Origin of the sequence: Bradyrhizobium sp. ARR65, assembly GCF_000472385.1 — a bacterium.
Taxonomy (GTDB): Bacteria; Pseudomonadota; Alphaproteobacteria; order Rhizobiales; family Xanthobacteraceae; genus Bradyrhizobium.
Genome location: NZ_AWZU01000030.1, coordinates 1 through 22,652 on the forward strand (window position 1 = coordinate 1; position 22,652 = coordinate 22,652).

Annotated in this window: 22 protein-coding genes; 8 read left to right on the top strand and 14 right to left on the bottom strand. The window is 62.5% G+C overall.

Translation table 11 applies throughout. The annotated features are described in order from the left end of the window. Positions 1-626: 626 nt before the first annotated feature. Positions 627-1,064, top strand: a complete 438-nt coding sequence (locus F758_RS0127455; protein WP_024510895.1) for a hypothetical protein — start codon at positions 627-629, stop codon at positions 1,062-1,064. Positions 1,065-1,222: 158 nt separating this feature from the next. Here F758_RS0127455 and F758_RS0127460 read toward each other — a convergent pair whose 3' ends face one another. The 4 genes from F758_RS0127460 to F758_RS0127475 form a co-directional block, all read right to left on the bottom strand. Then, entirely contained in the window at positions 1,223-1,579 is a 357-nt protein-coding gene (locus F758_RS0127460) for a type II toxin-antitoxin system RelE/ParE family toxin (protein ID WP_024510896.1), read from the bottom strand. Positions 1,580-1,586: 7 nt separating this feature from the next. Then, entirely contained in the window at positions 1,587-1,874 is a 288-nt protein-coding gene (locus tag F758_RS0127465; protein ID WP_024510897.1) for a type II toxin-antitoxin system ParD family antitoxin, read from the bottom strand. Positions 1,875-2,114: 240 nt separating this feature from the next. Next, positions 2,115-3,812: a methyl-accepting chemotaxis protein gene (locus F758_RS0127470; protein WP_024510898.1), complete on the bottom strand. Its 1,698-nt coding sequence runs from the start codon at positions 3,810-3,812 to the stop codon at positions 2,115-2,117. 172 nt (positions 3,813-3,984) lie between these two features. After that, complete coding sequence (locus F758_RS0127475) at positions 3,985-4,455, bottom strand: MarR family winged helix-turn-helix transcriptional regulator (protein WP_024510899.1); 471 nt, start codon at positions 4,453-4,455, stop codon at positions 3,985-3,987. Positions 4,456-4,592: 137 nt separating this feature from the next. Here F758_RS0127475 and F758_RS0127480 point away from each other — a divergent pair, with 137 nt between their 5' ends. Beyond that, positions 4,593-5,093: a DUF2000 domain-containing protein gene (locus tag F758_RS0127480; RefSeq protein WP_198026578.1), complete on the top strand. Its 501-nt coding sequence runs from the start codon at positions 4,593-4,595 to the stop codon at positions 5,091-5,093. Positions 5,094-5,168: 75 nt separating this feature from the next. On the opposite strand, the gene F758_RS44650 is transcribed toward F758_RS0127480, so the two are convergent. The 9 genes from F758_RS44650 to F758_RS0127525 form a co-directional block, all read right to left on the bottom strand. After that, positions 5,169-6,611, bottom strand: coding sequence for a DUF5107 domain-containing protein (locus F758_RS44650; RefSeq protein ID WP_024510901.1), 1,443 nt, complete (start codon positions 6,609-6,611; stop codon positions 5,169-5,171). Positions 6,612-6,684: 73 nt separating this feature from the next. After that, the gene (locus tag F758_RS0127490) at positions 6,685-7,854 is read right to left on the bottom strand and encodes an acetyl-CoA acetyltransferase (RefSeq protein WP_024510902.1); all 1,170 of its coding nucleotides are present in this window, start codon (positions 7,852-7,854) and stop codon (positions 6,685-6,687) included. Positions 7,855-7,906: 52 nt separating this feature from the next. Then, positions 7,907-8,557 (bottom strand): bifunctional 4-hydroxy-2-oxoglutarate aldolase/2-dehydro-3-deoxy-phosphogluconate aldolase, encoded by a 651-nt coding sequence (gene eda, locus F758_RS0127495; protein WP_024510903.1) that lies wholly within the window; start codon positions 8,555-8,557, stop codon positions 7,907-7,909. Continuing rightward, positions 8,554-9,498, bottom strand: a complete 945-nt coding sequence (locus F758_RS0127500; RefSeq protein WP_024510904.1) for a sugar kinase — start codon at positions 9,496-9,498, stop codon at positions 8,554-8,556. The genes eda and F758_RS0127500 overlap by 4 nt, the downstream gene beginning before the upstream one ends. Positions 9,499-9,523: 25 nt before the next feature. Continuing rightward, a complete protein-coding gene (gene denD / locus F758_RS0127505) occupies positions 9,524-10,510 on the bottom strand; it encodes a D-erythronate dehydrogenase (RefSeq protein WP_024510905.1) in 987 nt (328 codons plus the stop codon). A gap of 65 nt (positions 10,511-10,575) precedes the next feature. Beyond that, positions 10,576-11,484 carry a carbohydrate ABC transporter permease gene (locus F758_RS0127510; protein ID WP_024510906.1) on the bottom strand — a complete coding sequence of 303 codons (909 nt, stop codon included), beginning with the start codon at positions 11,482-11,484 and terminating at the stop codon, positions 10,576-10,578. Beyond that, positions 11,477-12,436 carry a carbohydrate ABC transporter permease gene (locus F758_RS0127515; RefSeq protein WP_024510907.1) on the bottom strand — a complete coding sequence of 320 codons (960 nt, stop codon included), beginning with the start codon at positions 12,434-12,436 and terminating at the stop codon, positions 11,477-11,479. The genes F758_RS0127510 and F758_RS0127515 overlap by 8 nt, the downstream gene beginning before the upstream one ends. A gap of 105 nt (positions 12,437-12,541) precedes the next feature. Beyond that, complete coding sequence (locus F758_RS0127520) at positions 12,542-13,864, bottom strand: ABC transporter substrate-binding protein (RefSeq protein ID WP_024510908.1); 1,323 nt, start codon at positions 13,862-13,864, stop codon at positions 12,542-12,544. 64 nt (positions 13,865-13,928) lie between these two features. After that, positions 13,929-14,990 carry an ABC transporter ATP-binding protein gene (locus F758_RS0127525; protein WP_024510909.1) on the bottom strand — a complete coding sequence of 354 codons (1,062 nt, stop codon included), beginning with the start codon at positions 14,988-14,990 and terminating at the stop codon, positions 13,929-13,931. 204 nt (positions 14,991-15,194) lie between these two features. On the opposite strand from F758_RS0127525, the gene gntR reads away from it, so the two are divergent. The 4 genes from gntR to F758_RS0127545 all read left to right on the top strand — a co-directional run bounded on the left by gntR (position 15,195) and on the right by F758_RS0127545 (position 20,007). Continuing rightward, the gene (gntR, locus tag F758_RS0127530) at positions 15,195-16,226 is read left to right on the top strand and encodes an HTH-type transcriptional regulator GntR (protein WP_024510910.1); all 1,032 of its coding nucleotides are present in this window, start codon (positions 15,195-15,197) and stop codon (positions 16,224-16,226) included. Positions 16,227-16,436: 210 nt separating this feature from the next. Beyond that, positions 16,437-18,266, top strand: a complete 1,830-nt coding sequence (locus F758_RS0127535) for an IlvD/Edd family dehydratase (protein ID WP_024510911.1) — start codon at positions 16,437-16,439, stop codon at positions 18,264-18,266. 181 nt (positions 18,267-18,447) lie between these two features. Continuing rightward, a complete protein-coding gene (locus F758_RS0127540) occupies positions 18,448-19,182 on the top strand; it encodes an SDR family oxidoreductase (RefSeq protein WP_024510912.1) in 735 nt (244 codons plus the stop codon). 78 nt (positions 19,183-19,260) lie between these two features. Beyond that, positions 19,261-20,007: an SDR family NAD(P)-dependent oxidoreductase gene (locus tag F758_RS0127545; RefSeq protein WP_024510913.1), complete on the top strand. Its 747-nt coding sequence runs from the start codon at positions 19,261-19,263 to the stop codon at positions 20,005-20,007. Here F758_RS0127545 and F758_RS0127550 read toward each other — a convergent pair whose 3' ends face one another. Continuing rightward, positions 20,008-20,922, bottom strand: coding sequence for a DMT family transporter (locus F758_RS0127550; protein WP_024510914.1), 915 nt, complete (start codon positions 20,920-20,922; stop codon positions 20,008-20,010). Positions 20,923-21,033: 111 nt separating this feature from the next. Here F758_RS0127550 and F758_RS0127555 point away from each other — a divergent pair, with 111 nt between their 5' ends. Both F758_RS0127555 and F758_RS0127560 read left to right on the top strand, forming a co-directional pair. Next, a complete protein-coding gene (locus F758_RS0127555) occupies positions 21,034-21,957 on the top strand; it encodes a LysR family transcriptional regulator (RefSeq protein WP_024510915.1) in 924 nt (307 codons plus the stop codon). Then, positions 21,954-22,631 carry a site-2 protease family protein gene (locus F758_RS0127560; RefSeq protein ID WP_024510916.1) on the top strand — a complete coding sequence of 226 codons (678 nt, stop codon included), beginning with the start codon at positions 21,954-21,956 and terminating at the stop codon, positions 22,629-22,631. The genes F758_RS0127555 and F758_RS0127560 overlap by 4 nt, the downstream gene beginning before the upstream one ends. Positions 22,632-22,652 lie beyond the last annotated feature (21 nt).

Sequence of the window (22,652 nt, forward strand, 5' to 3'; positions counted from 1 at the left end):
CAGAGGGCGCAGGGAAGACCGGGTGCCCGCCGGCACCCGTGGGCCCTCGCGCGAAAAAGTACGCGCAAGAGCGCGAAGACCACAGGTGTAGGCGGAGAACACTCCGGCCTTCCCTGCGCAGTGGTTTACGGCTTACTTCGAGCTCTCCCCGGTAAACCAGACTTTGTTGTCACCGTCACCCGCGCGATGCGAATGCATCGTCGCGACCTTAGCGCCAGCCTCGGGGCGCCAGGACCACACGACTTCGCCGTCCGCGCCGATGCCGCTCGTCTCTCGGCACGGTCGCGTCCACCGCATCCCGCCTCGCGTGTCGTGACGATCGCGATACGCCCCTCTTGCCGAGGCGGGATGCTCGCACGATACACGGAATCTGATTTCTGAAAAACAGAAATATTTTTGAGCGTGCAGATTGACAGACTTTTGGCGCGCGCGCATGTCGGGCAAATCAATTGCTGCGATCGTTGCAAGTGATCGCCGGCATCGGCTCGCAGGCGAACCAGATGAGGCGAGCCCACGTGCGGTAAAACTGCGGTCTTCCATCACCGGCGCTGTCGCCGTAAGCTATCACGGTGTCCCGGCCGCGTTCGGAAACGCGCAAATCGGGGGCGACCAGAAAGCGAGACCAGGTGACTTCTGAGTGGCAGTATCAGGTCAGATTTGATGCGAACGACTCCGCGACGGCGGAATCGCTGCGCCGAAAGCGCCGTGATGCGGCGGTGGCGCCGTTACTCGATGCGCTCGCCAAGCATCGCGCTGCGCCAAAATGCCAATTCGATGCCTTTGCCGACTATGTCGCCGCAGCAGAAGAGCAAGGCACCGAAAACTATCCGCTTTATCAATGGACAAAGGTAACGATCGAGAATCCGGCAAAGAAGGAAAAATATCTGAAGTCCTTCACGGTCTATGTGGACGACCAAGAGGTCTATGCCAAGGAGATCGCCGACGCGCTGGAGGCTGACTTGCAACCGTTCGCGACCAGCGGACTGATCACGCGCATCTCCAAATACGATACCAATCCAGCCAACAATCCCCAGCCGCCGCAGTGGCCTCGCCAGCAGCGATAACCGTCCATGCGTTCGACTCGACCATTTTGGCGTCAGGGTCGAAGCCGACTATCAATGCTTTGTTGACGCGGGCCATCTTCGGCGGCGGCGCCACTTTGCCAGGGCACGCTGCCGTGTCCAGATTTGCGCCGGCTCTCACAGCAATGCCACCGCAAGCTCTATTCGGTGCTCTCGTCGGGTGCAGATGGAACGCCGCGCCGAAGGTCCATTCTGTCGTGGAGGATGCGCAGGATTTCGATCGTTCTGTTTGACGCTGCCCGATACAGCAGGAAGTGGCTTCCGCGGCGCTCCCGTCTCGCAACGTTCAGCGTGCGAAGGCCTACCATGATCTCGTCCCGAGCCATGGAACCTGCGACATCGGGACCGTCAGCGAGTTCGCCAATCGCCTGAATGAGCGTATCCCGATAGACGCGCGATTGTCGCGCACCAAAATTCTCCGTGGTCCATTTGAGAATGTTGGCAAAGTCGACTTCTGCGGCAGCGCCGAGACGAACGCGCCATCTACGCTCGGCCATCAGGGCGCTATTCGGTTGCTCGGGAGATGACCTTCTCCGAGAGGTCATTCAAATAGGCTTGCAGTTCCTCGATATTGTCGAATTCCTTGAACTCTCCTTGATCCAACGCCCCGATACCGACGCGCGCCGCCGCTCGCAACGCTTTCAGCTTACCCGCATCCTCCGCCTCGCGTTGCTCCACGAGCCGCAACCCATCACGCAGCACTTCGCTGGCGTTCTGGTAGCGGCCGGACTTGACGAGGCTCTCAAGGAGTTCTTCTTGGCGCTCCGTCAGCACGACATTTCTGGTGGGCATTGGCATCCTCTCAGATCACCCGAAAGCAGGGCGTCCCTATGGCATAATATGCCATAACCGTTTCACAGCCTCAACCCGCGCCGCGTGCCCTAGGCAAAACGCTGCGAGTGATCGTCGTCCCGATCGCGGTTTCGACGTCGTCATAGCGTCAAGGCGAACGAATAGTGCTCGCCTCATCGGCGGTGGGGCATCAGCGCGGCGACGAAGGATCGTCCCGCTCGGCAAATGCCCCGCCAGCGATCACGCCGCCCGGATATTGCTCAGGAACTTTCCGGTCTCACCCTTGAGCCGATCGGATTGGGCGGTAAGCTGTCCCGCGGCATTCAGCACGAGGTTCGCCGCCGCGTCGACCTGACCGGATGCTTCGCGGACATTCACGATCGTTTGCATGACATCCTGTGTGCCCTGCCCCGCCTGCTGCACGCTCCGCGCGATTTCCTGGGTTGCGGTGCCTTGCTGCTCGACGGCCGCGGCGATCGAGCCGGCGATCTCGTTCATCTGCCCGATTGTCGTACCGATCTCGCGGATAGCATCGACGGTCGAGCCGGTTGCCTCGCGGATGGCCTGGATCTGGCTTGCGATTTCGTCTGTGGCCTTGGCCGTCTGCGACGAGAGCGCCTTGACCTCGTTGGCGACGACGGCAAAGCCCTTGCCCGCTTCGCCCGCGCGCGCGGCTTCGATCGTCGCGTTGAGGGCCAGCAGATTGGTCTGTCCGGCGATGCTCTGGATCAGGGCCATCACCTCGCCGATCTTGTGCGTGGACTGCACCAGATTCTCGACCATGGATTCCGTTCGCGTTGCTTGCTCGACGGCGTTCTGCGCGATCGACGTCGATTGGGTGACTTGGCGGGCGATCTCCTTGATCGAGGAGGACAGCTCCTCCGCGGAGGCGGCAACGGTCTGGACGTTCGAGGCGGTCTGCTCCGCGGCCGCCGCGACCTTCACGCTTTGGCCCGTCGTCCCCTCGGCGATCTTGGACATCGATGATGCCGAGTTCTGCAGCTCGCCGGCAGCGGCGGCCGTCGCCTCGATGACGGCGCCAATGCTGCGTTCGAACTCGTCCGCGATACGGACCAGGATGGCCCGCCGATCCTCGACGGCGCGGGCTTTCAGCTCTTCCTGCTCGTTGCGCAGCCGCGTGGTCTCGACAAGGTGATCCTTGAAGACCTGGAGGCTTCGTGCCATCCGGCCGACCTCGTTCTTCAGATCGACGAACGGAACATCGACATCGAGCTTGCCTTTAGTGAGACCATCCATCACCTCGCAGGTCCGTGCGAGCGGAACGACGATCCCGCGGCCGAGCCAGAATGCGGTAAATCCGGCGATCATAAGCCCACACAGCGCGATGATCGCAGCCCAGATCGACCGATGCAGGACGACGGCGTCGATGTCGTCGACATAGGCCCCGGCCTGAAGTGCAAGAAGCTTGTCGCCCATGGTGAAGGCGCCGACATAGGAGAGCTTCTGCAGTTCGGCGCCGCCGCCGGAGCGGGGCGCGAAATATTCGACATAACCGCCGCCGGCGCGCGCGGTCTGCACGATATCCTGGATCAGCAGCTTGCCGTGGCTGTCCTTGAAATCCCAACGGTTGACGTTGATGTATTTGGGATTGCTGTGCACATAAGTGACCCCGGCGTCCGAGCTTGTCGCGCCATAGACACCGACATAATCAGCATATTGGCCCCAGCGCATGGCGCCAATCGACGCGAAGGCACTCTGACGCGCCCGGTCGGGATCGAGCCGACCGGCCTTTACTTCGCCATCGTAGAAAGCGAGCACCTTGACCGCAGCCTCCACCATGTTGCGGATCGTGGTTCGCCGCTCATCGAGAACTGTGTCACGCAGCTCCATGATCTGCATGACCGAAATGGCGAAAAAGGCGACCGAAAGCACGGCAATGATCGTCGCCAGGCGCTGATAAATCGTGAGATGGCGCATCCGTTAGCCCCCTGCAAGTAGCTCACGGATAGCAACGCAACCTTAATTGATTGTTATCGATCTTAATCGATTGTTATCGATGCGCGCCGCATCGCCCGTTGGCACTCAGGGCCGTATCGCAGCCATCACCTGCACGGACACGCCGGTAGCGCCGATGGCGGCATCCGCACCGCTATCCGAATCTTGAAGACGCCGGACTGCGTCTCGCCGCCTTTGGCTCCCTCGATACGCCTCCAATGGTTTCCAGGTCCCGCCACAGACTTGCAGCGCGGTCCCTGCCCAGTGCATTCACGAACTGTTTGTTGACCCGGTCCATGACCGCGTCCAGTGGCGCCTCCAACTGCGCGCCCTTGTTGGTCAAATAGACCCGGCTCATCCGCCGGTCACCGCCAGGATCGGCCCGGCGCTCCAGCCAGCCACCCGCCTCCATCCTGTCGATCAGCCCGGTCACGGTAGCGCTGTCGAGCACGAGACGCGCGCACAGCTCCGCGCCGTTCAGCCCATCGCGCTCCCACAACACTTTCAGGATCGCGAACTGCACGGGCGTAACGCCGTAGGGCGCCAAGGCTTCACGCGATGCCTTGGTTACCTGCTGCTGCGCCTTGCCGATCAGAAAGCTGAGGCAGTCCTCAAGCCGCTCCACGATCCCCTCCTGCGTCCTGGTCCATCGCCAGCGCGAGCGAAATGGCTCGCACGCAACTCATATGGCTTGCATACAAGCAATTTAACTTGCATACTAGCTACTCGTATAGAAGGGAACGTTGACATGGAGGCGCGTGCGTGACAACCGAAATGGAAGAACCGGCCGTCGAGCCAATGCGCTGCGTCGCGGTAATCGACCATGCGCTTCCGATCGGTCACGCCGCCAACGCCGCCGCCGTGCTGGCCCTGACGATGGGCAAGCGACAACCGCACCTTGCCGGCGAACCGCTGGTCGACGCGTCGGGCGACGCTCACCCGGGCCTGATTCCGATCGGCATCCCTGTGCTGGGCGCTCCGGCGGATGAACTTGCCGCCGTACGCGGCAAGGCCATCGCCGCAGGTCTCGAGGTCGTGGATTTTCCCGCTCAGGGACAGCAGACGACCGACTATGCCGAGTTCCAGCGCCTGGTGAGCGAGACCAGTCCCGAGGCGCTTCGCTATCTCGGCATCATGATCTACGGCACGAAGAAGAAGGTCTCCCGCCTCGTAGGTCGCTACAGTCTGCTACGGTCTCAAGCCCGCGCCGATGAGTGCCGGCCGCAGTCAAGGCCTGACCGAATGGATGCCGAGGCGCAATGACAATGATCAGGCTTAAATCGTCGCGCTCCGGACGTTCTGGGCATGAGAGGCGAGCTTCCTGCCTCAACACGACGGTTATTTTATCCTTGCCTCGGCCGCAATCAGCTCTTTGCCCTCCGCGGTCCTGATCGTCAGCCGCACGTGGTCGCCGCCGCCGGCGGGAAGAGCTGCGGAAATGCGATTTCCGTTTCTCGGATCCGCTGTCACACCGTCGTCGAACAGGACCGTATCGCCGCGCCTGAGCGTCACATGCAACGGTGTGGCCGGCTCCATGCTGAAGAACTGAACGTTCACGGCGGAGCCGTCGGCCGAGAGATCGACCAGGATGTGCCCGTTCGCATCCGTCACGTTGCTCATGCCGACCGTCGGGCTGTAGGTTTCCGGGATGTCCACTTCGCCTCGTGCCGGAAAACTGGCATTGTGGAAAAACTGGTCCGACACGCCCGCCCACAATTCGACGTAAGGCCGCTGCTCGCTCGGATCCTTGCGCGGGTCGGTTTTGTTTGTGAACGATGGAAATCCCCACGTCCACATCTTCAAGCCGCGCGTGATCCTGTTGTCGGCGACGCGGATGATACCCTCTTCGTTGTCGTGGTTGATCACGCCCCAGAAATTCCTGCCCTCCATGTCGGGCGCCGCGTAGGCGATGCCCATTGTCGGCCAATTTTTGAAATAGCGCAGTTTATCGAAGCTATAGCTTCCGATGCCCGCCGGCGTGTCGCCGTGGGAGAGATTGGCCGACCACGCTGGCGTGCTGTAGGCCCTGATCGGCGCGATGATTTCGGCACCGCCGGTCGTCTGGGGATTGGCCGGATCCGATCCTGGCGCCAGCGTCGTACACGTCCAATATTCGTATTGGAGAGCCCGGGGTTGCGGATTTTTCAGCACCATGCGCGCATCGAGCGCGGCGCGATCGGCTTTCAGCGTGACGTAGTAGGTCGCCTCCAAGCCTGTCGAATGCCTGAACTTGCCCGGCGCCGCCGAATAGTCGAAATCGTCTTTCAGCGACATCGACACCGTGACTTCATCGGCGTCTTCCTTCACCACCTTGTAATCCCACGGCTTCAGCCAGGTCTTGCCGTGCTCGGGATCAGGGAAGGTTGGGAAAATGCCGCCATACACCATCAACCAGTCGTAATAAAAATTGCCGGCCTTGATCCCGTAGGGCACGCCGACTTGTGTGCGATAGAGTTCTTCGTGGCCGGTCGGCTTGTAAATGATCGAGAGAATGCGCCCGCCAAATTCGGGCACCAGCGTGACCTTCAGATAGCGGTTCTCGAGCACGTGGGTCTTGAAGGTGCGATCGACAATGGTCTTCTTGTCGAGCGAGCCGCTGATAAATCCGTTCTCCGCATCGGTTGCATACTTGACGGTGCTCCATGTCACCGTCGAGTCGCGGAGAGACACTCTGTCGGACTCCGGCGAGGCCGCATGCGCGGCGGCATGAAACGCGCAAAGCGCCAACAGGCCGGCAAGCTTGAAACGGGCACGGATACGCAAGCGAGCAAGAATCGCCATGTCCGTCGCCTTGGAATGAGCGGCGCGCCGGTGGGCACGGCGCTCGCGCGCCTCTGCCCACCTCACGCCTGCGCTACTTTGCCGGCTCCAGCACCGAGACGTAGTTCGCTACCGCAGCGCCGCCCATGTTGAAGATGCCGCCCAACTGCGCATTCTTGAGCTGCATGCCCTCGGGCGCCTCGCCGACAAGCTGCATCGCAGTCATCACATGCATGGAGACTCCGGTGGCGCCGATCGGATGGCCCTTGGCCTTCAGCCCGCCGGACGGATTGACCGGCAGCTTGCCGTCCTTCTGCGTCCAGCCTTCCAGAATCGCGCGTGCGCCCTGCCCGCGCGGTGTTAGCCCCATCGCCTCGTACTCGATCAGCTCGGCGACGGTGAAGCAGTCATGCGTCTCGACGAAGGAGAGATCGGAGAGCTTAAGGCCGCCCTTCTCCAGCGCGCGCTGCCAGGCCACGGTGCAGCCTTCGAACTGCAGGATGTGGCGCCTCGACATCGGCAGGAAATCCTGCGCATGCGCTGTGGCGCGGAAGTTGACCGCCTTGCCCATGGTCTTTGCCGTCTCGGAATCCGTCAGCACCAGCGCAGCGGCACCGTCGGAGACCAGTGAACAGTCGGTGCGCTTCAGGGGGCCAGCGACATAAGGATTCTTCTCGCTTTCGGAGCGGCAGAACTCGAAGCCAAAGTCCTTGCGCATCTGCGCGAACGGGTTGGCGACCCCGTTCCTATGGTTCTTCGCGGCGATCATCGCCAGCGCATCCGACTGGTCGCCATATTTCTGGAAATAACCTTGCGCGATCTTGCCGAACACACCTGCGAAGCCGCCGACCGTGTCGCCGTCTTCCGGCAAGTACGAGGCCTTCAACAGGTTGCGGCCGATCTCGGCCGAGGGCGTGCGCGTCATCTGCTCGACGCCGACCACGAGAACAAATTTCGCCTGCCCGGCGGCGATGGCGCGGACGCCCTGGTGCACCGCCGCCGACCCCGTGGCGCAGGCGTTCTCCACCCGGGTCGCCGGCTTGAAGCGAAGCTGCGGGTCGGCCTGCAGCACCAGCGAAGCGGTAAAATCCTGCGGCGAGAAGCCGGCGTTGAAGTGCCCGAGCATGATCTCGTCGACATCGGCGGCGGAAATGCCGGCATCGGCCAGCGCCTCGTTGGCAACGCGGACGACGAGGCTTTCAACGGTTTCGGTGTCGAATTTGCCGAATGGCGTATGCGCCCATCCGACGATGCTGGCGGTCATGGCTTTCTCCCTGGCTGTTCGGCCAGGGTTTTAGCCCATCAGGCCGAAGAGTTCACGCGGCTTTCAGCGAGCGCATCGTCTGCTCGCAGATGGCCGTTATGCGCGCCCAGTTGCCGGCCCTGACATCCGCCGCCGGACACAGCCAGGAACCGCCCGCCGCGATCACGTTGGCCTCGGCGAGCCACTGCGCCACATTGGCTTCGCCAATGCCGCCGGTTGGGCAGAACCGGACATTCGGGAAGGGCCCGGCGAGGGCGCGCAGCGCCTTGATGCCGCCGGCCTGCTCGGCCGGGAAGAACTTTGTCACCTCAAAGCCGTGGGCCAGCGCCTGCATCAGCTCGGATGCCGTCGCGATGCCCGGCGCGAACGGCAGGTCATGGCTGGCGGCCGCCTGCAACAGCTCCGGCGTCAATCCCGGGCTGATGCCGAATTTGGCGCCGAGCGCCGCAGCGCGCGCGAGGTCGCCTCCGTTCAAAATCGTGCCGATGCCGACGACGGCTTCCGGCACCTCCGCGATAATCGCCTTGGCGGCCTCCGCCGCGACCTTGGTACGCAAGGTCACTTCCAGCGTTCGCACGCCGCCTGCGACCAGCGCTTTTGCCAGGGGCACAGCGTCCTCGACCCGCTCGATCGTGAGCACGGGGATGACGCGCGCAGCCTCGAACACCGCCGTCAGCTTCTGTTGTTTTGCAGCCATGGTCATGGGGATACCTTGCGAGATGATGCCGGGCCGAACGCGGCAGTGTCCGGCATGGCGATACGCGGAATGATCGCGCCGGGATGACAGACCACGACGCCGGCCAGACGATGACCCGCGCGAGCGGCCTCGAGCGGCTCGGCGCCCGCAAGCCGCGCGGCGATATAGGCCGCCGCAAAACTGTCGCCCGCCGCCGTCGTGTCCACGACGGCTCCGCTGACGGGCTCCGCTTGCAGCGCCTGCGAAACGCCGCCGGAGCGCACGATGCTGGCGGGCTCGGCCAGCTTCAGCACGGTCTCGGGGCTGCTGATGCGCGCCATCAAAGTTTCGGCGTTCTCTCCGGGATAGAGGGGCAAGAGATCCTCCGTCGAGGCCAGCGTCATGCTCGCGATATCGAATGCTTCGCGAAAGACGCGGCGCGCAACGTCGAGATCTGGCCAGCCGTGGGCGCGGAAATTGGTATCGAAGGCGATGCCGGCGCCATTTCGGCGCGCCGATGCCAGCGCAGCCAGCAGCCGCGCCCGTCCGCTTTCGCTGTAAATCGAAAGCGTGATCGCCGAGAGATAGACGAGATCGTAACTGCCAAGCGATCCCAGAAGCTCGTTGGTATTGGGCAGATCGAGCAGGCTGCGCGCGGCGGAGCTTTCGCGCCAGTGGAAGAACCGCCGCTCGCCCTTCTCGTCGGTTTCGATCAAATAGAGGCCCGGCAACTTGCCGGGCAACCGCGCGACCTGGCCGGTTCCGACGCCCTCCGCCGACCAGCCTGCGATCATCTCGTCGCTCAAGGGGTCATCGCCGAGCGCGGTGATGTAGTCGACGGCAATGCCGAGACGGGCGAGGTAGACGGCGGTGTTCAAGGTGTCGCCGCCAAACCCGCGCGAATACAAGCCCCCTTCCGCCTGCTTCAGCTCGACCATGCACTCGCCGATGCAGGCGACCTTGGCCAAGGCCGATCCGACTGTCCGGGTCGGCTCAAGCGACGAAGTTGCCGCCAAGCTCGTCCTCGATGTGAATGCGAATAATGTCGTCGAAGTTCTTTTCCGCAGTGGTAAAACCGAGCGCGCGCGCCCGTTTGGCTTCGAAATTGCGCGGCCAGCCGTCGACAATGCCCATGATGAAGGGATCGGGTACGCGCTTGATCCGCGCGGCGACCTTCTCGCCGGCCACGCGTTTCAACGCGGCGATCTGTTCGCCGACGGTGGCGGAATGACCGGGCATGGTGAGATTGCGGCGCGGGCCGACGGCAGCGAGATCCATGGTGCCCGCATGCAGCAGGAAGCCCACAGCCGAGCGCGGCGTCGCATGCCAATGGCGGACATCCTCGGAGACCGGCAGGATCGCCTCCTTACCCGCCAAGGGCTCGCGCAGGATGTTGGAGAAGAAGCCGGAGGCCGCCTTGTTGGGCAGGCCGGGGCGGATGCAGATGGTCGGCAGGCGGATGCCGATGCCATCAAAAAAGCCGCGGCGCGAGTAGTCCGCTAGCAAGAGCTCGCCGATGGCCTTCTGCGTGCCGTAGCTCAGGAGCGGCGTGTGGAAAAACTCATCGCCGATCGCCTCCGGGAACGGCGCGCCATAGACCGCGATCGACGAGGTGAATACCACCCGCGGCTTGTAGCCGCCGCCCGCGAGCCTGATCGCATCAAAGAGCATGCGCGTGCCGTCGAGATTGATGCGATAGCCCTTCTCGAAATCGAGCTCGGCTTCGCCCGAGACGATCGCTGCGAGATGGAAAATCACATCGGGCCGGCTCTCGATCAGCTTCTCCGCGGCGCCCGGAACCGCGAAATCGCCGGCGACAGCCTCGACCGGAAAGCCGGCCTTATCGGGTTTGGCCGGCGCGACGACGTCATGCAGCGTCAGGCGGGTAATGTCGCTGTTGCCGAGCCGGCCCTCGCGCAGCAGGCGCTCCACCAATTTGCGGCCGACCATGCCGGCGGCGCCCAGAACCAGAATATGCAACAGCCAACTCCTTCTTGTTCTTTTCGTTCTTGTTCTTCGTTACTCGGGCTCGCGCCTATTCGTTCCTATTCTTTCACGGCTCCCGTCATCGCCGACACATAATGTTCGACGAAGAACGCATAGAGGATGACGAGCGGCAGCGAGCCAACCAGCGCACCCGCCATCAGCGAGCCCCATTTATAGACGTCGCCATCGACGAACTCGTTCACGATCGCGACCGGAACGGTCTTGTTCGGCGTCGACTGCAGGAACGTCAGCGCGTAGATAAACTCATTCCAGCACAACGTGAAGGAAAAGATGAAGGCCGAGATCAGGCCGGGAATGGCCAGCGGCACCACGATCTTGACCAGGATCTGCCAGCGCGACGCGCCGTCGATCAGCGCACATTCTTCAAGCTCATAGGGAATGGTCTTGAAGTATCCCATCAACAGCCAGGTCGAGAACGGAATGAGCAGCGTGGGGTAGACCAGGATGAGCGACAGCGGCGAGTCGAACAGACCATAGGCCTGGATGACCGAGGCCAGCGGGATGAACAGAATGGAGGGCGGCACCAGATAGGCGAAGAAGATCAGCACGCCGACCGTCTCCGCGCCCTTAAAGCGCAGGCGCACGATCGCATAGGCCGCGAGCACGCTGGCGACGATCGAAAGCGTCGTTGCGCCGATCGCCACATACATCGTATTCCACAGCCAGCGCGGATACTGGGTTTCGAACAGCAGCCTGTAGATGTGCTTGAACGTCGGATGGACAACCCAGAACGGGTTGTACGTGTTCATGTCGATCAACTGTTCGTCCGGCTTGATCGCGGTCAACGCCATCCAGTAGAACGGAAACAGCAGTATGAACAGGATGATGCCGAGCGGCAAATAGAGCGTCACCAGCCGCCGCGGCAGCGACTCAAGATAGCTCATGCCTTCGCTCTCGTCGCTCTGGACGATGGCGGGCGCTTTGGATTGCAAGGCTGAATCAGTCATTGTTCGATCCTTGCTGCCATTTCCGGCGCTGCATGCCGAACCAGGAAATCGCGATTGCCGCCAAGAGGAACGGGATCATGGCGGTCGCGATCGCGGCACCCTCGCCGAGCCTGCCGCTGATGATGCCGCGCTGGTAGCTCAACGTCGCCATGAGATGCGTGGCATTGACGGGGCCGCCGCGGGTCAGCGCCCAGATCAACTGGAAATCGGTGAAGGTGAACAGCACCGAGAACGTCATGACGACCGCGATGATCGGGGTCAGCAGCGGATAGGTGATGTAGCGGAATCGCTGCCAGTTGCTCGCGCCGTCGAGCGTTGCCGCCTCATAGAGTGAGGGCGACACCGTCTGCAGGCCCGCCAGCAGCGTGATGGCAACGAAGGGAACGCCGCGCCAGATGTTGGCGAAGATCACGCTGGCACGCGCCCAATTGCCGTCGCCGAGGAAGTTGATGTTGTGCTCGATGATGCCGAGCCTGATCAGCGACCACGAGATGATCGAAAACTGCGCGTCGTAGATCCACCAGAACGCGATCGCCGACAGCACGGTCGGCACGATGAACGGGATCAGCACGATCGAACGGATCAGCGCCTTGAACGGCATGTGCCGATTCAGCAGCAGCGCGAGATAGAGCCCGACTGCGAATTTGATGGCGCTGGCGATCAACGTATACAGCAGCGTGTTGAACACCGAGAGCCAGAAGATGGAATCATCCCACAGCCATTGATAATTCTCGGCGCCGATGAAGATTCCCGGGCGACCGATGCGCTCGTCGGTAAAACTCATCCAGATGCCGAGCCCGAGCGGATAGGCAAGGAACAGGACAAGGAATGCCGCCGCCGGCAGCATGAACCACATCCCCAGCCAGTTGCGGTTGACCCGCAGCCGCGACCAGAGCGAAGGCGCATCCGCGCGGGGTGCCTCTACGGTAACAGATGTTTGAAGGGTACTCATGCCACCCTGTTTCCAGCCGCTGGACGCATTCACCTGTGCAGGGAGCGTCGGTCGATTCTCAAGCAAAAGCAGGCCGGCGCGACATGCCGCGCCGGCCCTCTCGTCTTATCTGAAGATGCGCTTGGCCGAACGCTCCGCCGTCATCATCGCGGTCTTGAGATCCTCGCGACCGGTGCAGTAGTTCGCGAACATGTCGACCACCACGAAGTCGGCGATCGCGGCCGCGGCATCCTCGCCCATCTTGCCAATGCCCGCAGGCGTGTTCGCGGTCGCCGCCACATCCCGATAGGGCGTGTTCTTGGGATCGGAGGTCCAGATCGGATTGCTGTTGTAGCCGGTCAGGAACGGCGACAGATAACCCTGCGCGGCCTGGACCCATGGATTGAACTGATCCGGCTCCAGCATGAAGGCCGTGAACGCCTTGCAGGTTTGCGGGAACTTGGAGAAGTTGAACACCAGGATCGGGAAGCCCAGATGCAATTCCCGCGTCTTGCCATCGACGCCCGCGGGCAGATGCGCGTGGTTGATGTCGGCCGCCATCTGCGGATTTTCGGTCTTCGCCGTGACGTAGATCGAAATGCCGTTGACGGTCAGATAGAGCTGACCGGCCAGGAAGGCCTTGTTGTTGGAGCTGTCGTTCCAGGACGCCGTTCCCGGCACGAAATTCTCGTACAGGCCCTTCACATATTCCAGCGCCTTGGCGGTCTCCGGCGAATTGATGACGACCTTGTTGTCCTTGTCGATCAGATTGCCGCCATGGGCCCACAGCGCCCAGTGCAGCCAGCCGTTGGCGTCGCCCGAGGCGTGACCCAGCGCCATGCCCGCCGGCGTGCCATTCTTGTTCATGCCCTTGATGAGATCAGCAAAGCCGGCGAGGTCCTTGGGAAACTCCTTGTGGCCGGCCTTTTCGGCGGCCGACATGCGATAGTTGACGAGGCCTCCGGTCGCGGCGACCGGAATGCCGATCCATTTTCCGTTGTACTTGCCGTAGGCCTCGCCGGACGGCGCCCAACCGCCGCACTTCTTGCCGAGGTAATCGGCGACGTCGCTCATGTCGACGCACTTGGCCGGGAACAGGAACGGCAGGGAGTAAAGGCCCCAGACCATGTCGAGGCCCTGGCCTGTGTTGGCCGCGACCGACGCCTTGGGCTGAATGTCATCGTAGGATTCGTTGGAGACATTAATGGTGACGTTGTTGGCCTTCTGGAAGGCGTCGACGATCTTCATGAACGCCACATCCTCGGCCTCGACGAAGCGCTTCCAGCGCAACAGATTCACTTTTGCGCCCGCTTCCGGCTTCCACTGCGAGGTCTCCGCCCAGGCCTTGGCATAGCCGAGCAATTCATCGCCCGACATGGTGGCCGCCGCGGCCAACAGGCTGGCGCCGCCCTTGAACAGCGAACGTCGGCTCGTCGAAAAATCAGTCATAGTAAGTGCTCTCCCTGCTTTCGTAATTTTGTTTGATTGTTGTTATGGGCCTGCGCGGGTGCCGTTAAATACGCCGTCCGTTCTCCTTGTCGAACAGATGCGCGGCCGAGGCGCGCGGCCTTAGGCGAATCTTCTCGCCCGGGCTGACGTCATGGCGATCGCGGAACACCGCGATGATGTCCTGCGTGCCGATGCGCGCCACGATCTGCGTCTCGGAGCCGGTCGGCTCGACCACGACAACCTCGGCCTCGATGCCGTCGCTCGCCAGTTCCAGATGTTCGGGCCGGACACCATAGACGACCGGCCGGCCCTCCGAAGCCGTCGGCGCGCTCGCGAGCGGCAATTTGCTGCCGTTGTCGGTTTCGACATAGGCCTGCCCGTTGGACCTCAGATGTCCGTTCAAAAAATTCATTGCGGGCGAGCCGATGAAGCCGGCGACGAATTGATTGGCGGGCTTGTCATAGAGTTCAAGCGGTGCGCCCATTTGCTCGACGATCCCGTCATGCATCACCACGATCTTGTCGGCCATGGTCATGGCCTCGATCTGGTCATGGGTGACGTAGACGGTCGTGGTCTTCAGCCGCTGGTGCAGTTCCTTGATCTCGGTGCGCATCGCCACCCGCAGCTTGGCATCGAGATTGGACAGCGGCTCGTCGAACAGGAACACCTGGGGATCGCGCACGATGGCGCGGCCCATCGCGACACGCTGGCGCTGGCCGCCGGAGAGCTGCCGGGGATAGCGGTCGAGCAGCGGGGTCAGAGCCAGAATCTCGGCCGCGCGCTTCACACCCTTCTTGATTTCGTCCGATCTGGCGCCCCGCAGCTTCAGGGAGAAGCCCATATTGTCGGCGACCGTCATATGCGGATAGAGCGCATAGTTCTGGAACACCATGGCGATGTCCCGCTCCTTCGGCTGGACATTGTTGACGACCCGCTCGCCGATCGAAATCGTTCCGGAGGTGATGTTTTCCAGCCCGGCGAGCATGCGCAGCAGGGTCGACTTGCCGCAACCGGAGGGACCCACCAGGACGACGAATTGCCCGTCCTCGATCGGAATCGTCACGCCGTGCAGGACTTCAAACCCGCCGAACGACTTCCGCACGTCGCGAATGTGCACCGACGACATTAAGCTTACTCCCTCCGTTTCCCGACCACGTGCGACACTCGTCGCTGCCGCGCTGCTCTTGTTGTGGCTTCGCTCGCAGCGAAGCTTATCCGATCGATATTGTCGGTTGTTTGTGCAGTCTTGGCAATTTCTTTGCTTAGCCTTCGCGTGGTAGCGCTGTCAATATTGGCTTGTTTGGCAAGGCGCCTATGGTATGAGCGCCTAATGGGACGAAAACGCACCAAACCCGGCAAGATCCGGCTCGCGGAGGTCGCCCGACTGGCGGGTGTCAGTCCGATCACCGCATCGCGTTTCTTCAGGACTCCCGAAGCCTTGTCTGTTGCCAAGCGAGTTCGCGTGGAAAGCGCGGCCAAGGAACTCGGCTACGTCCCCAACCTCGCCGCTCGCGCGCTCGCCTCGCAGCGGACCGAAGTGATCGGCGTGCTGATCCCTTCGCTGACCAACAATGTTTTCGCCGATGTCCTGCGCGGCATCTATGATGCACTGGACGGGAGCCGCTATAGCATTCAGCTTGCCAACACCCGCTATAGCATCCTGCAGGAGGAAAAGCTTCTTCGCCTGTTTCTGGCGCAAAAGCCGGCCGGCCTGATCGTGACCGGGATCGATCAGACCGCAGAATCCAGGTCGATCATGGAATCGGCGGATTGCCCGATCGTTCAGATCATGGAGATCGGCTCCAACCCGATCGACATGATGATCGGCTTCTCGCATTATGAAGCTGGCCGAGCAGCGATTTCGCATCTTCTCGCACAGGGATTTGGCCGCATTGGCTTTCTCGGCGCGCGCATGGACCCACGGGTGCAACGGCGCTTCGAAGGCTACCAGGCTACGTTGAAGCAGGCTGCCCTGCTCGATCCACGCCTTGTCGTCACCACGACCTTGCCGAGTTCAGTGAAAATCGGCGGCGCGCTCCTGGCCGATCTGCTGTCGAAAGCCCCCGATGTCGACGCGGTCTTCTGCGCCAATGACGACGTTGCCTTGGGTGTCTTGTTCGAGTGCCAGCGGCGCAGAATCGCGGTTCCCGACCAATTGGCGATTGTCGGATTCAACGATCTCGAGTTCATGGAGGCGACGGTCCCTACTCTCACGAGCGTGCGGACCAATCGCTACGAAATGGGCCGGGATGCCGCCGTGATGCTTGTCGAGAGCATCGAAGGCCGGCGCCCGCAGGAACCAATCGTCGATCTCGGCTTCAAGGTGATGGAGCGTCAAAGCTCATGGCCGCGAGGCTCATGAGGCATTGTTTTGCGAAAACATCTGGCCTTGACGTCCGAACGATCGAAATGGACAAAATGGTAGCGCTAGCATCGACTTTGGACTAGTGTCGTGACAAATGCCCGCAGCCGCTTGCCGCAAGTTTGTGGCTCGCGTCATTTTGAAGCATGTTAGGAGCCAACGGGCTCCCAAGAGAGCCTGCGAGCGCATTCACATTGCAGGGAGGACCAAATGACAAGAAACGATACAAACGGGCACGGGACTGCCAGCAAGGGCAAGCAGCGCAAGCTCCGTTCCCGCGAATGGTTCGACAACCCTCATAATCCCGGCATGACCGCGCTCTATCTCGAGCGCTATCTGAACTACGGGCTGACCCGAAAAGAGCTGCAGTCGGGCAAGCCCATCATCGGCATCGCCCAGACCGGCAATGACCTGTCCCCCTGCAACCGGCATCATCTCGAACTGGCCCATCGTGTCAGGGAAGGAATCCGCGAGGCCGGCGGGATCGCCATGGAATTCCCGACCCATCCGATCCAGGAGACCGGGAAGCGTCCCACCGCGGCGCTCGACCGCAACCTCGCCTATCTCGGCCTCGTCGAAGTGCTGTTCGGCTATCCGCTCGACGGAGTGGTGCTGACCACCGGCTGCGACAAGACAACGCCCGCCTGCATGATGGCGGCGGCCACGGTCAATCTGCCGGCGATCGTGCTCTCGGGCGGCCCGATGCTCAACGGCTGGCATGAGGGCGAGCGGACCGGATCCGGTACCGTGGTCTGGAAATCCCGCGAACGGCTCGCCGCCGGCGAGATCGACTATGAAGAGTTCATGGAGATCGTCGCCTCCTCCGCACCCTCGGTCGGCCATTGCAACACCATGGGCACCGCCTCGACCATGAACTCGCTGGCGGAGGCGCTCGGCATGTCCCTGCCCGGCTGCGCCGCGATCCCCGCGCCCTATCGCGAGCGCGGCCAGATCGCCTATGAGACGGGCAAGCGCATCGTCGAGATGGTCTGGGAGGATTTGAAGCCCTCGGACATTCTTACGCGGAAAGCGTTTGAAAATTGCATCGTGGTCAACTCCGCAATCGGCGGCTCGACCAATGCGCCGATCCACATCAATGCGCTGGCGCGCCATGTCGGCGTGGAGCTGTCGATCGACGACTGGCAGAAGATCGGCCATGACGTGCCGCTTTTGGTCAACATGCAGCCGGCCGGCTTCTATCTCGGCGAGGAGTTTCACCGCGCCGGCGGCGTGCCGGCCGTGGTGCGCGAATTGATACAGCACAAACGCATCCATGAGGACGCCGTCACGGTCAACGGCCGCAGCATGGGCGACAATTGCCGCGACGCGCCCAAGCCTGACAGCGACGTGATCTGGAGCTACGACAAGCCACTGGTGAAGGACGCCGGATTCCTGGTGCTGCGCGGCAATCTGTTCGATTCCGCGATCATGAAGACCAGCGTAATTTCGAAGGAATTCCGCGAGCGCTATCTGAGCAATCCGAAGGACCCGAACGCCTTCGAAGGCCGCGCCATCGTGTTCGACGGTCCCGAGGACTATCACGCGCGGATCGAGGACCCAGCGCTCAACATCGACGAGCACTGCATCCTGTTCATTCGCGGCGCAGGGCCGATCGGCTATCCCGGCGGTGCGGAGGTCGTGAACATGCAGCCCCCGGCCGCGCTGATCAAACGCGGCATCCTGGCACTTCCTTGCGTCGGCGACGGCCGGCAATCGGGCACGTCGGGCTCGCCTTCGATCCTCAACGCCAGTCCGGAAGCCGCCGCCAACGGAGGCCTCGCGATCCTGAAGACCGGCGACAAGGTGCGCATCGATCTCAACAAGGGCAGCGCCAATATCCTGATCTCGGAGGACGAGTTGGAGCACCGCCGCGCCGAGCTGAAGGCCAAGGGCGGCTATCCGCATCCTGCCGACCAGACGCCCTGGCAGGAGCTCTACCGCAAGACCGTGGGCCAGCACGCCACCGGTGCCTGCATGGAGCTCGCCACGCGCTATCACGACATTGCCAACAAGGTCGGCGTGGCGCGGGATAATCACTAGGCACCGCCATCGTTGCGAGGAGCGTCAGCGACGAAGCAGCGACGTCATTCCGGGATGGTGCGAAACACCAGACCCGGAATCTCGAGATTCCGGGTTCGATGCTTCGCATCGCCCCGGAATGACGCTGTCCCAACTCGCTACTCATCACTGATTAACGAAAATCGAAATTCAGGAGACCCCCATGTCAGACCGCCTCAAGGGCAAACGCGCATTCGTGACCGCGGCGGCGGCCGGCATCGGTCGCGCCTGCGCCATCGCCTTTGCGCGCGAGGGCGCCACGGTGTTCGCGACCGATGTCAATGAGCAAGGCTTGGGCACGCTCAAGAACGATGGCATTGCCGAAGTGTTACGGCTTGACGTGCGCGACAGCGCGGCCGTCGCCGCGGCCGCCAAGCGCGTCGGCAAAGTCGATATTCTCCTGAACGCCGCTGGCTTCGTGCATCACGGCACGGTGCTCGACTGCTCGGACGAGGATTGGGATTTCTCGTTCGACCTCAACGTCAAGTCGATGCACCGGACTATCAGAGCATTCCTGCCGGCCATGCTGGAGGGCGGCGGTGGCGCCATCGTCAACATTTCCTCAGCCGCCGGCGTCTTCAAGGCCGCGCCAAATCGCTACGTTTATGGTGCAACCAAGGCCGCGGTGGCGGCGCTGACCCGTTCGGTCGCTGCCGACTTCGTCGGTAAAGGCATTCGCTGCAACTGCATCTGCCCGGGCACGATCGAGACGCCGTCCATGCTGCAGCGTGCGGCAGCGGCGGGCCCCGGCGGACGCGAGATGTTCGTCGCGCGCCAGCCGATGGGCCGGCTGGGCACGGCGGAAGAGATCGCCGCGCTCGCGGTCTATCTCGCCAGCGACGAGAGCGCTTTCACCACGGGCGTTGCCCATGTCATCGACGGCGGCTGGACGCTGTAGACAATTTCTCCGTCATTCCGGGGCACGTGAAGCATGAACCCCGAATGACGGAATGAAACAACTCAGAGGACCCTTACCATGAACAAGATCGATCTCAATGGACGCTGCGCTGTCGTCACCGGCGGCGCGCAGGGTTTTGGACGCGCTATCGTCGAGCGCTTTGCCGCCTCCGGCGCCAAGGTCGCGATCTGGGACCATGATCAGGCGCTCGCGGAAAAAACCGCGAAGGAGATCGGCAGCGCCGTCACCGCGCTGAAGGTTGATGTCACCGATCCCAGCGCGGTCGAAACCTCCCGCGACGCCACGCTGAAAGCCTTCGGCAAGATCGATATTCTCGTCAACAATGCCGGCATTGCCGGCGTCAACAAGACGGTGTGGGAGACTGACCTCGAGGAATGGCGCAAGGTCCTGCGCATCAACCTCGACGGCCCCTTCATCTGCTGCAAGGCAATCGTGCCGGCGATGCTCAAGCAGAATTACGGCCGCATCGTCAACATCGCGTCCATTGCCGGCAAGGAAGGCAACCCGAACGCCGCGCATTATTCGGCGTCCAAGGCCGGCCTGATCGCTTTGACAAAATCGCTCGGCAAGGAGCTCGCGCAGCAGAATATCATGGTCAACGCGGTGACGCCGGCCGCGGCGAAGACCGCGATCTTCGACCAGCTCACTCAGCAGCACATCGATTTCATGCTCTCGAAGATTCCGAAAGGCCGGTTCGTGCTGGTCGAGGAAGTCGCGGCGATGGTCGCCTGGCTGTCGTCCGAGGATTGCGCCTTCTCCACCGGCGCGGTGTTCGATATCTCAGGCGGCCGGGCGACGTATTAGTCAGGGCTCGCTCGACATCAATCCATCCGCCGGCTGGGCGCGGCGCCGAGTCTCGGTCGTCGCGATCCAGATGCCGCCGAAGACCGCGACGATGCCGACGATCAGATTCCAGTGCAGCGGCTCGTGAAGCAGCGCCGCTCCAACCGCTGACGCCGCGATCGGATTGACGCAGACCGAGATCGCAACGCGCGTCGGGGTCGTCCGCTGCAGCGCGAACGCCCAGAGATAGAAGGTGAGCGCAGCCCCGAAGGCGCCGAGATAGCCAGCGGCGAACCATTGCGGCGCGCCGAATGTCGCGACAGGACCGAAGCTGCCCCGCAACCAAGAGACGATGATGAGGCATGCCGCGCCAATGCCCATGGACGTCGCCGTGAAGGACATGGGGCCAGAACGGCGGATGAGCGGCTTGGACCAGATGCTGTAGAGCGCCATGCAGAGCGCGGCAGCGACCATCAGAAGATCACCGCGCCAGGCCCCATTCGGCGCGCTGGAGAGCCCCGAGAGCAGCGCCAGCGCGACGCCCACCATCGCGACCAGGACCCCGATCGACTTGCGGGCCGTCAAGGCTTCGCTGCCGAGCGACGCACCGACAACCATGGTCAGAAGCGGAAGCGTCGATAACGCCAGGGCGCCACGTGCTGCGGTCGTGAAAATCAGGGACGCATTGAACAGGATCGGGAACAGGGCGAAGTACAGCACACCCAGTCCCGCCGTGCCGATCCAGTCCCGGCGTGCGGGCCAGCGGTCGCCTTTGAGAGCCGCGAGCGGCAGCAGAAGCAGAAAACCGATGCCGAAGCGGAAGGAGCCGATGGCGAGAGGATCGATCGCATTGACCAGGTACCGCGTGGCTCCGATCGAGGTTCCCCCCAAGCTGCTGGATAGGACCGCGGCCAGAACGCCCCAGGTTTCCCCCATATCATCGACCCTCCTTCTTCGACCTTCGTGCTTCTCGATTGCCGACGAGGATAGGAAGGCGCTACTAATCAAGGAATGGAATTTCTTTGATCCAACACATCACGCTTGCTGATGAACCTTCCTGTCCTTGATCCGGATCTCCTGAAGGCCTTTGTCGCCGTCGCCGATCACCGCTCGTTCACGCGCGCGGCAACCAGTCTCAACCGCACCCAGTCCGCAGTGAGCATGCAGATCAAGCGTCTTGAGGATCGGCTCGGGGTGGAACTGTTTCAACGGACCAAGGCGAATGTCGATTTGACACCCGCCGGCGAAGGTCTGCTCGGCTATGCCCGACGCATCCTGCTGCTGAACGACGAAGCCGTCGGCCGACTGCGTGAGCACAAGGTCGAAGGCGTCGTCCGGCTCGGCGTGATGGACGATTACGGCACCTTCATCGTGCCGCCCTTGCTGGCAAGCTTCATTGCCAGCTATCCGCTCATTCATGTCGAGATGGAGACCGGGCTGACGGCCTCGATGCCGGGCCGACTCGGAGAGGCCTACGACCTCGTCATTGCCATGCACCCGGCAGGACGCGGCGAAGGCGAGTTCCTCCGGCGCGAGCAGGCCGTCTGGGCGGCCAGCGCCTCTCACTCCATCGAGGAGCAGGATCCGCTGCCCGTCGCGCTCTATCCCCAAGGCTGCCTGTTCCGGAAATGGGCCATCGACGCACTCGATGCCGCCAAGCGCCGCTGGCGCCTCGCCTTCGTCAGCCACAGCCTCGCGGCCGTGGAGGCGATCGCGGCGCAAAACCTGGCCGTGACCGTGGTGAAAGCGGGGACTTTTCCGCCACGGCTTCGCGCGCTGTCTGATCGCGATGGCATGCCGCCCCTGCCCGCCGCCGACATCTGCCTGCATCGCGCCGCCAATCTGTCGCGCGCCGGCATCCTTTTGGCGGATCACCTGCGGACGGCCATCCGAAACGAGGTGCCCTTGCAACGAGCCCGTGCTAGCGCTGTCGCATCGGCCGAACCGAACGAGATCGTCGCGTGCCCCTGAACGCTACCGCCTACGAGTTCTCCACCTGGATCCTGCCGCTGGTGTTTGCCATCACCTTTCACGAGGCGGCGCACGGCTTCGTCGCGCACGCCTTTGGCGACAGCACGGCCTGGGATCTCGGGCGGGTCAGCTTCAATCCGCTGCGCCACATCGATCCGTTTGGGACGCTGCTGCTGCCGGCGCTGTTGCTATTGTCGCATTCACCGTTCCTGTTCGGTTACGCCAAGCCGGTTCCCGTCAACTTCCGCAAGCTCCGCGCGCCGAGGCTCGGCATGATCCTGGTGGCGCTGGCCGGACCCGGCACCAATATCTTGCTCGCGCTCGCCGCGGCCGCCGCCTTTCACCTGCTCCCGATCGTTCCCGCGAATGCAGCATTGTGGGTCGCGGCCAATCTGAAAAACGCCGTTCTCATCAATGTGGTGCTGGCGGTCTTCAACATGATGCCGATTCCGCCGCTCGACGGCGGGCGCGTCGCGGTCGGGATATTACCGCGGCCGCTGGCGGTGCCGCTCTCCCGCCTGGAGCCGTTTGGCATGTTGATTCTGATAGGAATTTTGATCCTGCTGCCCTTGGCAGGTTCGCAGTTCGGTCTAAATCTTAATGTTATTTCAGCAGGGCTGAGGACGGTGACCGATTTTTTGATCCGCCTCATACTCATTTTAACCGGTAATTAGTAGCCCATCATAAGGACTGGC

Bases quoted from the DNA above. Each gene is read 5' to 3' on its own strand.
- F758_RS0127545 (WP_024510913.1), top strand. From the start codon at position 19,261: ATGAACAAGATCGATCTCAATGGACGCTGCGCTGTCGTCACCGGCGGC.
- F758_RS0127520 (WP_024510908.1), bottom strand. From the start codon at position 13,864: ATGACTGATTTTTCGACGAGCCGACGTTCGCTGTTCAAGGGCGGCGCC.
- eda (WP_024510903.1), bottom strand. From the start codon at position 8,557: ATGACCATGGCTGCAAAACAACAGAAGCTGACGGCGGTGTTCGAGGCT.
- F758_RS0127550 (WP_024510914.1), bottom strand. From the start codon at position 20,922: ATGGGGGAAACCTGGGGCGTTCTGGCCGCGGTCCTATCCAGCAGCTTG.
- F758_RS0127515 (WP_024510907.1), bottom strand. From the start codon at position 12,436: ATGAGTACCCTTCAAACATCTGTTACCGTAGAGGCACCCCGCGCGGAT.
- F758_RS0127465 (WP_024510897.1), bottom strand. From the start codon at position 1,874: ATGCCCACCAGAAATGTCGTGCTGACGGAGCGCCAAGAAGAACTCCTT.
- F758_RS0127540 (WP_024510912.1), top strand. From the start codon at position 18,448: ATGTCAGACCGCCTCAAGGGCAAACGCGCATTCGTGACCGCGGCGGCG.
- F758_RS0127470 (WP_024510898.1), bottom strand. From the start codon at position 3,812: ATGCGCCATCTCACGATTTATCAGCGCCTGGCGACGATCATTGCCGTG.
- F758_RS0127525 (WP_024510909.1), bottom strand. From the start codon at position 14,990: ATGTCGTCGGTGCACATTCGCGACGTGCGGAAGTCGTTCGGCGGGTTT.
- F758_RS0127510 (WP_024510906.1), bottom strand. From the start codon at position 11,484: ATGACTGATTCAGCCTTGCAATCCAAAGCGCCCGCCATCGTCCAGAGC.
- F758_RS0127555 (WP_024510915.1), top strand. From the start codon at position 21,034: ATGAACCTTCCTGTCCTTGATCCGGATCTCCTGAAGGCCTTTGTCGCC.
- gntR (WP_024510910.1), top strand. From the start codon at position 15,195: ATGGGACGAAAACGCACCAAACCCGGCAAGATCCGGCTCGCGGAGGTC.
- F758_RS44650 (WP_024510901.1), bottom strand. From the start codon at position 6,611: ATGGCGATTCTTGCTCGCTTGCGTATCCGTGCCCGTTTCAAGCTTGCC.
- F758_RS0127460 (WP_024510896.1), bottom strand. From the start codon at position 1,579: ATGGCCGAGCGTAGATGGCGCGTTCGTCTCGGCGCTGCCGCAGAAGTC.
- F758_RS0127535 (WP_024510911.1), top strand. From the start codon at position 16,437: ATGACAAGAAACGATACAAACGGGCACGGGACTGCCAGCAAGGGCAAG.
- F758_RS0127490 (WP_024510902.1), bottom strand. From the start codon at position 7,854: ATGACCGCCAGCATCGTCGGATGGGCGCATACGCCATTCGGCAAATTC.